Origin of the sequence: Curtobacterium sp. BRD11 (assembly GCF_031844345.1) — a bacterium.
In the GTDB taxonomy this organism is placed as follows: domain Bacteria; phylum Actinomycetota; class Actinomycetes; order Actinomycetales; family Microbacteriaceae; genus Curtobacterium.
The window spans coordinates 619,662-633,527 of the sequence record NZ_JAUZUZ010000001.1 but is presented as its reverse complement, the minus strand read 5'-3'; the positions used below and the strand labels follow the sequence as shown (position 1 = coordinate 633,527).

Genomic DNA, 13,866 nt, shown 5'->3' with positions numbered 1-13,866 from the left:
GTCCGCGAACGTGTCCGCGGAGGCGAGACTCGGCTCCGCGGCGCGTGCGGCTCAGCCCCGCAGGCCCAGCGTCGCGAGCACCGCGGACAGGTCGCGGTCGACGACCGCCACGTCCGCCCGCTCGCGCACCAGCGGCTTCGCGTCGAAGGCGACGCCCAGGGCGGCGACACCCATCATGACCAGGTCGTTGGCGCCGTCGCCGACCGCGACCGTGCGCGACAGCGGGACGTCGTCCGCCCCGGCCCACGCACGCAGGGTCTCGGCCTTCGCCTCGGCGTCGACGACGTCACCGAGCACCCGACCGGAGAGCACGCCGTCGACCACCTCGAGACGGTTCGCCCGGCAGTGGTCGAGGCCGAGGCGCGCGGCGAAGGGGTCGAGCACCTCGTGGAAGCCGCCGGACACGACGCCGACCGTGCCGCCTGCGGCGTGGACGCCCCGGACGAGCTCCTCGGCTCCGCGCGTGACGCGGACCGCCTGCTGCGCGCGGGTGCAGACGTCGGCCCGGAGGCCCGCCAGGGTCGCGACCCGCTCCCGGAGGCTCTCGGCGAAGTCGATCTCGCCGCGCATGGCGCGCTCCGTCACCGCCTGCACCTGTGGCCGGGTCCCGGCGTGGTCGGCGAGCAGTTCGATGACCTCGTCCTCGAGCAGCGTGGAGTCGGCATCGAGGACGACGAGGAAGCGTGGCACGGACCAACGGTACCGACAGCAGGAGGCGCGGCCGACGTCTGTGACGTCAGCCGCGCCTCCAGGCCGGGTGGTGGGTGCGGTCAGGCCTCGACGTGGACGCCCTTGCCGACGTCGGTAGGTGCAGCCCGGACTCGGCGACCGTCCCGGACTAGGCCTCGACGCGGACGCCCTTGCCGACGACCGTGATGCCGGACTCCGTGACGGTGAAGCCGCGGGCCTCGTCGGTCTCGCGGTCGACGCCGACCTGCGCACCGGGCGCGATGACCACGTCCTTGTCGAGGATCGCGCGGTTCACGACCGAACCGGCGCCGATGGACGCCCGTTCGAACACGATGGAGTCGAGGACCTTCGCGCCCGAGTCGATCCCGCACCACGGACCGATGACGCTGCGCTCCACCTGGGCGCCGGAGAGCAGGCACCCGAGCGCCACGATCGAGTCGACCGTCGAGCCGGTGTTGCCGTTCGCGTCGCGGACGAACTTCGCCGGCGGCAGGTTCGTCTGCTGGTTGAAGATCGGCCAGTCCTGGTTGTACAGGTTGAAGACCGGGACCGGCGCGATGAGGTCCATGTGGGCGTCGAAGAACGAGTCGATCGTCCCCACGTCGCGCCAGTAGTACCGGTCGCGGTCGTTCGAGCCGGGCACGTCGTTGCGCTGCAGGTCGTAGACGCCGGCGTCGCCGCGGGCCACGAAGTCGGGGACGATGTCGCCGCCCATGTCGTGCTTGCTCGACTCGATCTGGCCGTCGCGGAGCACCGCGTCGACGAGGGCGTCGGCGTTGAACACGTAGTTGCCCATCGACGCGAGGATCTCGTCGGGCGAGTCGGCCAGGCCGACGGCGTCCTTCGGCTTCTCGAGGAACGCGTCGATCTTGGTCGGGTCGTCCTGGTCCACCTGGATGACGCCGAACTGGTCCGCGAGGCCGATCGGCTGCCGGATCGCCGCGACCGTGGCACTGCGGCCGGAGGCGATGTGCGCCTCGATCATCTGGTGGAAGTCCATCCGGTAGACGTGGTCCGCACCGACCACGACCACGATGTCCGGGCGCTCGTCGCGGAGCAGGTTGAGGGACTGCAGGATCGCGTCCGCCGAGCCGGCGAACCACCGCTTGCCGAGTCGCTGCTGCGCCGGCACCGACGCGACGTAGGACCCGAGGAGCCCCTCCATGCGCCAGGTCTCGGCCACGTGACGGTCGAGGCTGTGCGACTTGTACTGGGTCAGGACGACGATCTTCTGCAACCCGGAGTTCACGAGGTTGGAGAGCGCGAAGTCGATGAGACGGAAGTTGCCGCCGAACGGGACGGCGGGCTTCGCGCGATCGGCCGTGAGCGGCATGAGCCGCTTGCCCTCGCCGCCGGCGAGGACGATGCCGAATACCTTCTTTGGTGCCATGTGGTTCACAGTAGGCGTCCGGACGGCGAACCCGTTACGTTGAGTGCGTGCGAGTCGATCTACTGACCAGGGAGTATCCGCCGGAGGTCTACGGCGGAGCGGGTGTCCACGTGGCCGAGCTCACGGCTGCGCTGCGGTCGGGGACGGACACGGACGTCCGGGTGCGCGCCTTCGGGGCGTTCCGCGACGAGGAGGGCGTGTGGGCGTACCGCACGCCCGAGGGCCTCGAGGACGCGAACGGCGCGCTCCAGGCGCTCGGTACCGACGTCCGCATCGCCGCCGACGTCGCGGGCGCCGACCTGGTGCACTCCCACACCTGGTACGCCAACGCCGCGGGGCGCATCGCGCAGCTCACCCACGGCATCCCGCACGTGGTCACGGCCCACAGCCTCGAGCCGCTGCGCCCGTGGAAGGCCGAGCAGCTCGGGGGCGGCTACCGCCTGTCGAGCTGGATGGAACGTGAGGCGTTCGAGCAGGCCGACGGCGTGATCGCGGTCTCGAAGGCCATGCGGGCGGACATCCTGCGCTCCTACCCGTCCATCGACCCGGCGAAGGTCCACGTCGTCTACAACGGCATCGACATCGACGAGTGGAAGCCGACCGTCGACGAGGACGCCGTGCGCGCGCTCGGCATCGACCCGTCGCGCCGCTCGGTCGTGTTCGTCGGCCGGATCACCCGGCAGAAGGGCCTGCCGTACCTGCTCCGCGCGGTGGCGTCGCTGCCGTCGGACGTGCAGATCGTGCTGTGCGCGGGCGCTCCGGACACGCCGGAGATCATGGCCGAGGTGACCGGACTCGTCGAGTCCCTGCGCGCGGAGCGCGACGGTGTGGTCTGGATCGACCGGATGCTCTCCCACCAGGAGGTCGTGAACGTCCTGTCGTCGGGGACCGTGTTCGTCTGCCCGTCGATCTACGAGCCGCTCGGCATCGTCAACCTCGAGGCCATGGCCTGTGGCATCCCCGTGGTCGGCACGCGCACGGGCGGCATCCCCGAGGTCGTCGCCGACGGGCTGACCGGGCGCATCGTCCCGATCGACCAGGCGCAGGACGGCACCGGCACGCCGAACGACCCGGACCGCTTCGTGGCTGACCTCGCCCGGACGCTGGACGAGGTCCTGGCCGACGAGGGGCTCGCCAAGCTCATGGGACGCGCAGGACGCCTCCGCGTCGAGAGCGAGTTCACGTGGGACGCGATCGCGCACCGCACGCGGCAGGTCTACGACGAGGTGCTCGCCCGGAAGCCGTAGGCTGGAGCCATGCCCTCGGTCGTGCGCTTGTCAGACGTCTCCGTGGTCCGCAACGGGGCCACCATCCTCGACGGGATCTCGTGGGAGGTGCAGGACGACGAACGCTGGGTGGTGCTCGGTGCCAACGGCGCCGGCAAGACCACGCTGCTGCAGGTGGCCGGTGCCCAGACGTTCCCGACGTCGGGCAGTGTCGAGGTGCTCGGCACCGAGCTCGGCGGCGCGGACCTGTTCGAGCTGCGTCCGCGCATCGGCTTCGCGTCGACCGCCCTCGCCCGCCGGATCCCGGTGACCGAGAAGGTCGTCGACGTCGTGCTCACCGCCGCGTACTCGGTCACCGGTCGCTGGAACGAGGAGTACGAGGAGCTCGACGTCCGCCGCGCCCAGCGGGTGCTCGACGAGTGGGGCCTCGGTGACTTCACCGACCGCACGTTCGGTGAGCTGAGCGACGGCGAGCAGAAGCGCGTGCAGATCGCGCGCGCCGTGATGACCGATCCCGAGGTGCTGTTCCTCGACGAGCCGGCTGCGTCGCTCGACCTCGGTGCGCGCGAGAGCCTGGTGCGCACGCTCGGCGGCTACGCGCAGAGCAGCGACTCGCCGGCGATCGTCATCGTCACCCACCACGTGGAGGAGATCCCCGAGGGCTTCACGCACGCCCTCGTGCTCGCCGACGGTGGGATCCAGGCCGCCGGCCCCATCGACGAGGTCCTGACGGCTCCCACGCTGTCCCAGGCCTTCGGCGTGGAGCTGACCGTGTCGAAGGACGCCGGTCGGTACACGGCGCGCGCGGCCTGACGCTCCCGATCCTGCCCGTCGTCTGGTAACGTGGACGGCTGGCGCACGCCGCAGACTTCCCGCGCGGGGGTCCCGATCGAGTCCGCTCGAACCGGCCGTCCGCGTACCTCCCACCATCTCCAACCGAGGAATCTCCATGAAGACCGACACCCACCCCGAGTACAACGCCATCGTCTTCCGCGACCTGGCCTCCGGTGAGACGTTCCTGACGCGTTCGACCGCGACCAGCGACAAGACCATCGAGCTCGACGGTGCGACCTACCCGGTCATCGACGTCGAGATCTCGTCGGCGTCGCACCCGTTCTACACGGGCAAGCAGCGCATCCTCGACTCGGCCGGTCGCGTCGAGAAGTTCAACCAGCGCTTCAAGGGCTTCAGCAAGTAAGTCTGCGTTCGCGCTCGGACGGGCGGCCCTCCTTCGGGAGGGCCGCCCGTTCTGCGTTGCCCGGACGGTGCTGCCGGGGGTGGGGCGCCGGGTCCGGGTACGGCGCGCTGTGATCGGTGAGAACGCGAGACGCGCCCTGCTGCGGATGCTGTGCCCCGGCACACCGGGGCGCAGCATCCGGGACGGGGCACGACAGTGCACGGGCGGCGCGGGCGCGGCGCGGGCGCGGGCGGCGCGGGCGCGGGCGCGGCGTCCAGCATGCGCGCACGGCGTCGTCGTGCTGTCGCGCCGTGGCGCGTGGTGCTCGCGCGCAACGTGGAGCACGTCGCGCCAGGCGTTCACGTGGTTCGAGGTGCGTTCGACTGTGCACGTACTGCGGGCGCGAGCCGCGGTCACGGCAAGGAGGCTCGGTGTGGGACCGCCGGGAACGCTCGCCGGTCGAGGTGGCAGCGTCGCGCCGCCCGACGGCCCGGCAGCGCACCGTGCGGCGCAGCCTCGGTGCGCGGTCCGCGGTGCACGGGCCGTGGTGCGCGGGGTACCGGCCGTGGTGCGTGATGCGCGGGCCGTGGTGCGCGGTGCGCGGGCCGTGGTGCGCGGGCTGTGAGGTGCGCAGGCCGTGGTGCACGGGCTGCGAGGTGCGCAGACCGTGGTGCGCAGGCCGCGGTGCGCGGGCCGTGGTGCGCGATGCTCGCGTACCACGGAGAGCACGTCGCACCACGTGATCCCACGGCGCGACGTGCTCCCGGTTCTGCGGGACCGCAGCGGGTGCCGGACGCCGGCGCCCGGCGCTGGCCGGGAGCTCCGATGCGCGGCACCGCTCGCAGGGCGGCCCAGCTGCGGCGCGTGGCGACAGCGGCTCAGCGCCGGCGCGGCAACACCGGCTCAGCGCCGGCGCGGCAACACCGGCTCAGCGGCCCAGTGGCGGCGCGGCGACAGCGGCTCAGTGGCGGCGCGCAGACGGCGCCGCGGTGACCGCGGCGCTACGAGCCGTTGCGGTGCGGCCAGCGACCGTCGGCGGTGAACGAGGGGTCGCGCTTCTTCCGCATGTAGTCCTGGAACGAGGTGGCCTGCTCGGCACACCAGCCGACCTGCTTGCGGTGCAGCTCCTCGGCGGAGACACCGAGCTCCTCCGGGTACTTCGCCGCGATGGCCTGCGCGACACGCCCGGCAGCGATCGCGTCCGCGGCGGCGTCGTGGGCGTCGGACAACGTCACACCGTAGAGCTCGGACGCTGCCTCGAGCGTGCGCTTGCCCTTGCGGTAGGTGTCGAGCGCCTTGTCCATGACGAGCGGGTCGACGACGTTGCCGATGACGGGGGAGGCGATGCCGTGCCGTCGGGCCTCGCGGTCGAGCACCGTCAGGTCGTACGGAGCGTTGTAGATCACGAGCGGGATGCCGCGGGCGAACACGGCCTCGACCGCTGCCACGATCTCGGCGACGACCTCGCCGGCCGGGCGCCCCTCGGCCTGGGCGCGCTCGGTCGTGTAGCCGTGCACGGCGGCAGCGCCCTCGGGGATCGCGATCCCGGGATCGGCGATCCAGGCACCCTCCGCGATGGAGCGTCCGGTCATGTCGATCAGGCCGACGTGCGCCGTGACGATGCGGGCGGTCTCGACGTCGACGCCGGTGGTCTCGAGGTCGAACACGCCGAGCGCGTGCCACCAGGGACGACCGCTCAGGTCCTGCACGGCCGGGGCGGCGGGTGCGGGCGTGTCGAGCGCTGCTGGGGAGTACGTCACGGCACGAGGCTAACGGGACGGTCCGACACGCTCCACGCGACCCGCCTGCCGGGGCGCCACGACACGCTCCAGGCGACCCGCCTGGCGGAGCGCGACGACACGCGACGGCGACGCGACGAGCGCGGGGTGAGCCGCGCCTCCAGGCCGACAGCGACCACCCGGCGGACGGAGGCCGCCGGCCGACGCTCGCTACACGCCGACCGGCGCGCCCACGTGCAGCCAGTAGAACGACTGCGTCCCCATGGTGAGGGTGACGTTGCCGTCCTCGTCGAACGCGGGGAACGACCCGCCGCCGAACAGGTCGTACAGCGGCCGTCCGGCGAACTCCGGCGCCGAGATCGTCACCGACGTCGGGTTGGTGGCGAAGGAGAACACGCAGAGGACGTCCTCGGCGGACGGGCCGAACTGCTGCCCGGACCCCTCCCACGACCGGACGAACGCGAGCACCGAGTCGTTGGTGGTGTCCTGCACGTGCAGCGAGCCCAGGCCGAAGACCGGGTGCGCCTTGCGGACGTGGATGACGTTGCGGACCCAGTGCAGCAGGGAGCGGGACTGGGCGAGCTGCGCCTCGACGTTGACCTGCGTGTAGTTGTAGACGAGCGACTGCACGACCGGCAGGTACAGCTTGCCCGGGTCGGCGGTCGAGAAGCCCGCGTTGCGGTCCGGGGTCCACTGCATCGGCGTGCGCGAGGAGTCGCGGTCCGGCAGCCAGATGTTGTCGCCCATGCCGATCTCGTCCCCGTAGTACAGGAACGGCGACCCGGGCAGCGAGAACAGCAGGGCGTGGATGAGCTCGAGCTCGGCCCGTGAGTTGTCGAGCAGGGGAGCGAGACGACGACGGATGCCGATGTTCGAGCGCATGCGCGGGTCGTAGCCGTACCAGCCGTACATCGCCTGGCGGTACTCCTCGCTGACCATCTCGAGCGTGAGCTCGTCGTGGTTGCGGAGGAACACTCCCCACGCGGCCTTCTCGGGGACGTCGAGCGTCTCGGACAGGATCGCCTTGAGCTCGGCGGCGTGCTGCGCGCGGAGCGAGTAGAAGATGCGCGGCATCACCGGGAAGTCGAACGCCATGTGGCACTCCGGCTCCTCGTCGGTGCCGAAGAACGCGGCGGTCTCACGCGGCCACTGGTTCGCCTCGGCGAGCAGGACACGCCCGGGGTACTCGTCGTCGACCATGGCCCGGAGCTTCTTGATGAACTCGTGGGTCTCCGGCTCGCCCTCGCCGTTGCCCTCCTCGGACTCGAAGAGGTAGGGGATGGCGTCGAGCCGCAGCCCGTCCACACCGAGGTCGAGCCAGTGCCGCACGACGTCGTAGACGGCCTCGACCACGGCCGGGTTCTCGAAGTTGAGGTCGGGCTGGTGCGAGAAGAACCGGTGGAAGAAGAACTGCCGGCGGACCGGGTCGAAGGTCCAGTTCGACTCCTCGGTGTCCACGAAGATGATGCGGATGTTCTCGTAGTGCTCGTCGGTGTCACGCCACACGTAGAAGTCGCCGTAGGGGCCGTCCGGGTCCTCGCGGGACTGCTGGAACCACTCGTGCTGGTCGGAGGTGTGGTTGATCACCATGTCGATGACGATGCGCATGTTCCGCTCGTGCGACTTCGTGACGAGCTCGCGGAAGTCGTCGAGCGTGCCGAACTCGGGCAGGATCGCCCGGTAGTCGGAGATGTCGTACCCGCCGTCGCGCATCGGCGACTGGAAGAACGGCGGCAGCCAGATGGCGTCGACGCCGAGCCACTGCAGGTAGTCGAGCTTGCCGATGACGCCCTGGATGTCCCCGATGCCGTCGCCGTTCGAGTCGACGAACGAGCGGATCATGCACTCGTAGAAGACCGAGCGCTTGTACCACTGCGGGTCCAGGGTCAGGCCGGGCAGCTGGATCGGGGCCGTGAAGGTCAAGCGTGCTCCTCGTCGTCGGCGGGCCGGCGGCGTGGCCCGACCACGGCCACAGTAGGCGCGTGCTCCTGCTGCTGTCCGCGGGTCGCCGTGACGACCGCGTCACGTGGCCGGACGGGAGGCGCGACACCCCTCCACAGCGTCCCTCCCGTCCGTCGTCCTCCACAGCGGGGCGCGGGACGCACCCCGCCTGGTCGCCGCTTCGTAGACTGGCCGCGATGCAACCACCCGTGATCTCCCCGTACCAGTCGCTCGTCGCCGCGACGCCGGTCGTGCACCGGGCCGTGACCCTCGACGGCCGCACCACGCACTACTGGGAGTACGGGCCGGCCGACGCCACCGAGACGGTCCTCGCCGTGCACGGGTTCCGCGGCGACCACCACGGACTCGAGACGATCGCCGCCCACCTCCGGGGCGTCCGCGTGGTCGTCCCCGACCTGCCCGGCTTCGGGATCTCCGACCCGCTGCCGGTCTCCGACGTCGACGCCTACGTCGGGTGGCTCACCGGGTTCCACCACGCGCTCGGCCTGGGTCCCGAGACCGTGGTGCTCGGACACTCCTTCGGGTCGATCGTCACGGCGGCCACCGTCGCGGCCGGCCTCGACACCCGGCTGCTCGTGCTGGTGAACCCGATCGCGGCACCCGCGCTGCAGGGGCCCCGGGCCGTCGGCACCGGCATCGCGATCGGCTACTACCGGGCCGGCGCGGTGCTCCCCAGGCCGCTCGGACTCGGGCTGCTCCGGAACCGCGCGATCGTGCGGGCGATGAGCCTCGCCATGCTGAAGTCACGCGACCGCGACCTGCGGCGATGGGTGCACGACCAGCACGACCGGTACTTCTCGGCGTTCGCGGACCGCACGAGCGTGCTCGAGGCGTTCCGCACCTCGGTCACGCACGACGTGTCCGAGTACGCCGACCGCATCGACGTCCCCGTGCTGCTGGTCGCCGCGGAGCACGACGACATCACGGCGCTGCCCGAGCAGCGTGCACTCGCTTCCCGACTCCGCGACGCCGAGCTCGTCGTGGTGCCCGACGTGGGACACCTCGTGCACTACGAGACGCCCGGAGCCGCCGCCGACGCGGTGCTCCGTCGCATGGCCGAGCCGACGGCCCGCCGTCGTGCCGGACGTGGGAACCCGCGCAGGACGAGGTCCACCGCACCGCAGCAGGCTCCCGACGCGACGGCGGCGTCACCGTCGGCCGACGGCACGCCGGGGGAGTCCGCCTCGTGAGGCGCCTGCGGATCGGGATCGACTGCCGGTACGTCCGGATCGGTCGGCACGACGGCATCAGCCGCTTCACCGCCGGCGTCGTCGCGCACCTGCCCGACCGGCACGACCACGTCCTGCTCGTGCACGACGAACGGCAGCTCGCGTCGCTGCCCGACGGCATCCCGTGGGAACGCATCCCGGCCCCGACGGACGCGGGGGAGCCGCTCGTGGCCCGGACGGTGAACCGGCTCGGTCTCGACGCGGTCTTCTCACCGATGCAGACCATGGGGTCCCGCGGCCGCCGCTACGCCCTCGTGCTCACGCTGCACGACCTCATCTACTACCGGAACCGCACGCCTCCGCGGGAGTTCTCGTGGCCGATCCGGCTCGGTTGGCGGCTCTTCCACCTGAGCTGGGCGCCGCAACGCCTGCTGCTGAACGGCGCGGACGGCGTCGTGACGGTGTCCGAGACCACCGCGGGGCTCATCGAGCGACACCGTCTGACGAAGCGCCCCGTCACGGTGGCGTACAACGCGGCCGACCCGGCCGTGCCCCGCGAGCCCGACGGGAGCCGTGCGCGGACGCTCGTCTACATGGGGTCGTTCATGCCGTACAAGAACGTCGAGACGCTCGCGGCCGCACTGCCCCTGCTCGGAGCCGACTGGACGCTGCACTGCATGTCGCGGGTGTCCGACGCGGACCGACGACGGCTCGAGGCCCTGGCGCCGACCGGGGCGATCGTCTTCCACGACGGTGCCTCCGACGACGAGTACCTGGCGACCCTGCGCGGGGCGACGGCGCTGGCGACGGCCTCGTTCGACGAGGGCTTCGGCATCCCCCTCGTCGAGGCGATGGGTGTGGGGACCCCGGTGGTCGTCAGCGACGTCCCGATCTTCCGCGAGATCGGCGGGGACGCCGCCGAGTACTTCGACCCGTCGTCGCCGTCCGCGGTGGCAGCGGCGGTGCGGCGACTCGAGGACCGCTGGGACGAGGCATCGCGGGCCTCGCTCGAGCGGGCGGCCCGGTTCCGGTGGCAGGACTCGGCGGAACAGGTGACCTGGGCCGTCGAGCGCGCGGTGCAGGACCGAGAGCAGCGCTGACCGGGACCGGCGCACGAGTGGTGGGGCGCCGACAGCAGCGGTGTCGTCAGGACGGCTGACGCGAGGTCACCTCGGCGCCGGGGAAGACCCCGTGCGTCTCACGTTGTGCGACGTCCATGATCGCGGCGAGGGCCACACCGGTGCCGACCGTGGCGAGCTCGACGCGCTGCGCGTCCGGCTCGTCCGACGGTGCCCCCGGACCCCAGTCGCTGCGCACCGCGACGACCCCGCCGATCGCCGCGACCGAGCGAGCGACCTCGAGCCGCTGTCGCGTGACCTCGGCGTCCGTCGTGACCCCGACCACCAGGGTGTCGAAGCGGGCCTCCGCCGACACGACGACTCCGCTGCCGTCCGCGTCGGCCGCCGCGGCGCTCAGGGCGCGGACGAGGTCGACCTGCTGACCGGGCGACAGGTCCGGTGACGCCTCGACGACGGCGGACACCCGGTAGGCCGCGAGGGAGTCGCGCGTGGTCTCCTCGTCACGGACGGCGAGCACGCCCGGTACGTCGGCCGCCGCGGTCCGGAACCGGTCGAGCGCTGCCTGGGGTCGCGGGAACACCCCGCCGACCCCGGTCTGGATGCTGCCGACGATCGTCGACAGGACGACGGCGATGACGACGCCGACCGCGACGAAGGACAGCGTGATGACGGTGCCGCGTCGGAGTCGTTGGCCGGTGGACGGCCGGGTGACGGAGGCCGTGTCCGGGCCGAACGCCCGGTCGAGGTCGTCGGACGAGTCGACTCGGTCGTCCACCGGTCCCTGGTTCGTCACGGCCCCTCCTCGCGCACGGGTGCGAGCACCACCGGACGGTGGTCGGGCCGCCCGTGGACCGGAGCCTAGTCCGAGCGGGCCCCCGCGCTCGCGGAGCCGCAGGTAACCGTCCGGTACCGGTCCACCGTCCGGTACCGGTCCACCGTGCGCGACGGGCCGCCGCCCGCGCTACCGGCGCTCGAGCGGGTTCTGCTCGGCGAAGGACTCATCGTCCGTCTGCTCCGAGACCTCGTCGAGCGGGTCGTCGAAGCGGACGAGCTCGGCACGGAACCGCTCGGGGTCCCAGCGGAAGGAGTGCACGGACCCGTTGCGGATCGGCGTCGTGTACCGGTCCGCCGTGCCGGGAGCCGCGGCGTTGACGACGGCCCGGATGACGGCACCGTGCGTGGCGACCACGACCGACCCCGCGTCGAAGCGGACGGCGATCTCGGCCAGCGTCTCGGTCGCCCGTGCGAGCAGCGCGGAGCGGGACTCCCGTCCGGGGACGTCGTCGTGCGGGTAGCGCTGGGCGACCTCGGTGTCGGTGAGCCCCTCGGCCTCGCCGTACGAGCGCTCCGCGAGACCCGGGTGGGTGGCTGGCTCCGGCAGCCCGAGGTGGCGGGCGATGATCGCGCCGGTCTCGAACGCGCGTGACAGCGGTGACGCGACGACCGCGTCGAACCGTCGGCGACCGAGGAGCAGCGCGGTGGCCGCGGCCTGGGAACGCCCGGTGGCGTTGAGGGGGATGTCGGTCGATCCCTGGATGCGCCGCTGCGCGTTCCAGTCGGTCTCGCCGTGCCGGACCAGGGTGAGGAGCGTCGTCACCCGTCGATCCTGCCAGAGCGCTCCGGAGCAGCCGACACCGGAGCGGACGACTCCGGAGCAGCCATCACCGGAGCGGACGACTCCGCAGCGGGCGGCTCCGGTGCAGCCGACGCCGCGCCGGACGGGACGAGCCGCGCAGCCAGGGCCTCGAGTGTCTCGGTCGTGCCGGCGTCGAGCTTCGCCACCGCGCGTCGGTCGCTGCGGGTGGCTCCCCGGTTCACGATGACGACCGGGAGCTTCCGCCGGGTGGCGTGGTCGACCAGTCGGACGCCGGAGTTCACGGTGAGCGACGAGCCCACGACGAGCAGCGCGTCGGCGTCCGCGACGATCGAGACGGCCTCGCGGAACTTCTCGGCGGGCACGAACTCGCCGAAGAACACGACGTCCGGCTTGAGCACCCCGCCGCACACCGAGCAGTCGGGCACCCGGAAGCGCTCCACGTCGGTGATCTCGACGTCGCCGTCCGGCTGCAGCTGCACCGTGCCCGGCTCGTCGATCCAGGGGTTCTCGCGGTCGAGCACACTGGCGAGGTCGGCGCGCGAGAACACCTGCCCGCACGTCAGGCAGACCGCGCGGTCCATCGAGCCGTGGATCTCCACGACCCGCCGGGACCCGGCGCGGAGGTGCAGGCCGTCGACGTTCTGCGTGACGACCCCGGTGACGATGCCGGCGTCCTCGAGGGCGGCGAGCGCGCGGTGACCGGTGTTCGGCCGGGCGGCGGCGAAGGTGCGCCACCCCAGGTGCGAACCGGCCCAGTAGCGCTGGCGCTTCGCCGGGTCGGAGCGGAACTCCTGGAAGGTCATCGGCTTCCGCACCACCCGGCCCGCGCCGCGGTAGTCGGGGATGCCGGAGTCGGTGCTCAGCCCGGCGCCGGAGAGCACGGCGACGCGCTTGCCGGTCAGCAGCTCCACGACGCGGTCGAGCTCGTCCGTCATCGGGTCGGTCAGCACGTCGTCCACGGTACCCTCAACAGCCGAACGCCCAGCCGCCTTCCCACGAAACGAGCCCCGTGCACCCCGTCCGCATCGACTCCCTCGACGACCCCCGACTCGACGACTTCGCCCGCCTCACCGACGTGGCGCTGCGGCGGGTCACGGAGCCCGAGGGCGGGCTGTACATCGCCGAGTCGAACACGGTCATCGAGCGCGCGGTCCGCGCAGGGCACGTCCCGCGGAGCGTCATCGTGCAGGAGAAGTGGCTCGACAGCGTGCTGCCCCTGGTGGCGGACCACGACGGCCCGGTCTTCGTCGGACCGGATGCGCTGCTCGAGGACCTCACCGGCTTCCGGATGCACCGGGGTGCCCTCGCCGCGATGCACCGACCGGAGCTGCCGTCGGTGGCCGACGTGGTCCGGGACGCGAAGGTCGTCGTGGTGCTCGAGGACGTCGTCGACCACACCAACGTCGGCGCGGTGTTCCGCAGCGTCGCCGGCCTCGGGGCGGACGCGGTCCTGGTGAGCCCGCGCTGCGCGGATCCCCTGTACCGCCGGAGCGTCCGGGTGAGCATGGGCACGGTGCTCCAGGTGCCGTGGACCCGCATCGGGGAGTGGCCGGCCGCCAGCGAGGAACTCCGCGCGCAGGGCTTCCACCTCGCCGCGATGGCGCTCACCGACCGCTCGGTCGACCTGGACGCGTTCGTCGCCGACGTCCCCGAGCGGGTCGCGCTCGTGATGGGCACGGAGGGGCAGGGCCTGACCGACGCCGCGATCGCCTCCGCCGACACGACGGTCCGCATCCCGATGGCGCACGGCGTCGACTCGCTCAACGTGGCGGCGGCGAGCGCGGTGGGGCTCTGGGCGGTCACGCACGCGCAGCGCGCGGCACGTCCGACCACCTGA

General features: G+C 72.2%; 13 protein-coding genes. 6 read left to right on the top strand and 7 right to left on the bottom strand.

Annotated features, from left to right (window positions below; all coding sequences use genetic code 11):
* Window positions 1-51: 51 nt before the first annotated feature.
* Together serB and glgC are read right to left on the bottom strand one after the other, a co-directional pair.
* Window positions 52-690 carry a phosphoserine phosphatase SerB gene (gene serB, locus Q9R28_RS02890; RefSeq protein WP_311205433.1) on the bottom strand — a complete coding sequence of 213 codons (639 nt, stop codon included), beginning with the start codon at window positions 688-690 and terminating at the stop codon, window positions 52-54.
* A 148-nt stretch (window positions 691-838) separates the two neighbouring features.
* Window positions 839-2,080, bottom strand: a complete 1,242-nt coding sequence (gene glgC / locus Q9R28_RS02885) for a glucose-1-phosphate adenylyltransferase (RefSeq protein ID WP_066654395.1) — start codon at window positions 2,078-2,080, stop codon at window positions 839-841.
* 47 nt (window positions 2,081-2,127) lie between these two features.
* Between glgC and glgA the strand changes: the two genes are divergently transcribed.
* The 3 genes from glgA (at window position 2,128) to Q9R28_RS02870 (ending at window position 4,504) form a co-directional block, all read left to right on the top strand.
* On the top strand, window positions 2,128-3,327 hold the full coding sequence (gene glgA / locus Q9R28_RS02880; protein ID WP_066654393.1) for a glycogen synthase: 1,200 nt from the start codon (window positions 2,128-2,130) through the stop codon (window positions 3,325-3,327).
* 9 nt (window positions 3,328-3,336) lie between these two features.
* The gene (locus Q9R28_RS02875; RefSeq protein WP_066654391.1) at window positions 3,337-4,119 is read left to right on the top strand and encodes an ABC transporter ATP-binding protein; all 783 of its coding nucleotides are present in this window, start codon (window positions 3,337-3,339) and stop codon (window positions 4,117-4,119) included.
* 136 nt (window positions 4,120-4,255) lie between these two features.
* Complete coding sequence (locus tag Q9R28_RS02870; protein WP_022905175.1) at window positions 4,256-4,504, top strand: type B 50S ribosomal protein L31; 249 nt, start codon at window positions 4,256-4,258, stop codon at window positions 4,502-4,504.
* A 980-nt stretch (window positions 4,505-5,484) separates the two neighbouring features.
* Here Q9R28_RS02870 and Q9R28_RS02865 read toward each other — a convergent pair.
* Both Q9R28_RS02865 and treS read right to left on the bottom strand, forming a co-directional pair.
* Window positions 5,485-6,183 carry a 3'-5' exonuclease gene (locus tag Q9R28_RS02865; protein WP_066658248.1) on the bottom strand — a complete coding sequence of 233 codons (699 nt, stop codon included), beginning with the start codon at window positions 6,181-6,183 and terminating at the stop codon, window positions 5,485-5,487.
* 249 nt (window positions 6,184-6,432) lie between these two features.
* Window positions 6,433-8,145, bottom strand: a complete 1,713-nt coding sequence (gene treS, locus Q9R28_RS02860) for a maltose alpha-D-glucosyltransferase (protein WP_311205432.1) — start codon at window positions 8,143-8,145, stop codon at window positions 6,433-6,435.
* 215 nt (window positions 8,146-8,360) lie between these two features.
* On the opposite strand from treS, the gene Q9R28_RS02855 reads away from it, so the two are divergent.
* Together Q9R28_RS02855 and Q9R28_RS02850 are read left to right on the top strand one after the other, a co-directional pair.
* Window positions 8,361-9,374 carry an alpha/beta hydrolase gene (locus tag Q9R28_RS02855; RefSeq protein WP_311205431.1) on the top strand — a complete coding sequence of 338 codons (1,014 nt, stop codon included), beginning with the start codon at window positions 8,361-8,363 and terminating at the stop codon, window positions 9,372-9,374.
* 5 nt (window positions 9,375-9,379) lie between these two features.
* Complete coding sequence (locus tag Q9R28_RS02850) at window positions 9,380-10,453, top strand: glycosyltransferase family 1 protein (RefSeq protein WP_311205551.1); 1,074 nt, start codon at window positions 9,380-9,382, stop codon at window positions 10,451-10,453.
* Window positions 10,454-10,499: 46 nt separating this feature from the next.
* On the opposite strand, the gene Q9R28_RS02845 is transcribed toward Q9R28_RS02850, so the two are convergent.
* The 3 genes from Q9R28_RS02845 to Q9R28_RS02835 all read right to left on the bottom strand — a co-directional run bounded on the left by Q9R28_RS02845 (window position 10,500) and on the right by Q9R28_RS02835 (window position 12,964).
* Window positions 10,500-11,225: a hypothetical protein gene (locus Q9R28_RS02845; protein WP_066654388.1), complete on the bottom strand. Its 726-nt coding sequence runs from the start codon at window positions 11,223-11,225 to the stop codon at window positions 10,500-10,502.
* A gap of 168 nt (window positions 11,226-11,393) precedes the next feature.
* Window positions 11,394-12,029, bottom strand: coding sequence for a histidine phosphatase family protein (locus Q9R28_RS02840; protein WP_311205430.1), 636 nt, complete (start codon window positions 12,027-12,029; stop codon window positions 11,394-11,396).
* On the bottom strand, window positions 12,026-12,964 hold the full coding sequence (locus Q9R28_RS02835; RefSeq protein WP_311205550.1) for a Sir2 family NAD-dependent protein deacetylase: 939 nt from the start codon (window positions 12,962-12,964) through the stop codon (window positions 12,026-12,028). The genes Q9R28_RS02840 and Q9R28_RS02835 overlap by 4 nt, the downstream gene beginning before the upstream one ends.
* 74 nt (window positions 12,965-13,038) lie before the next feature.
* On the opposite strand from Q9R28_RS02835, the gene Q9R28_RS02830 reads away from it, so the two are divergent.
* The gene (locus tag Q9R28_RS02830; RefSeq protein ID WP_311205429.1) at window positions 13,039-13,866 is read left to right on the top strand and encodes an RNA methyltransferase; all 828 of its coding nucleotides are present in this window, start codon (window positions 13,039-13,041) and stop codon (window positions 13,864-13,866) included.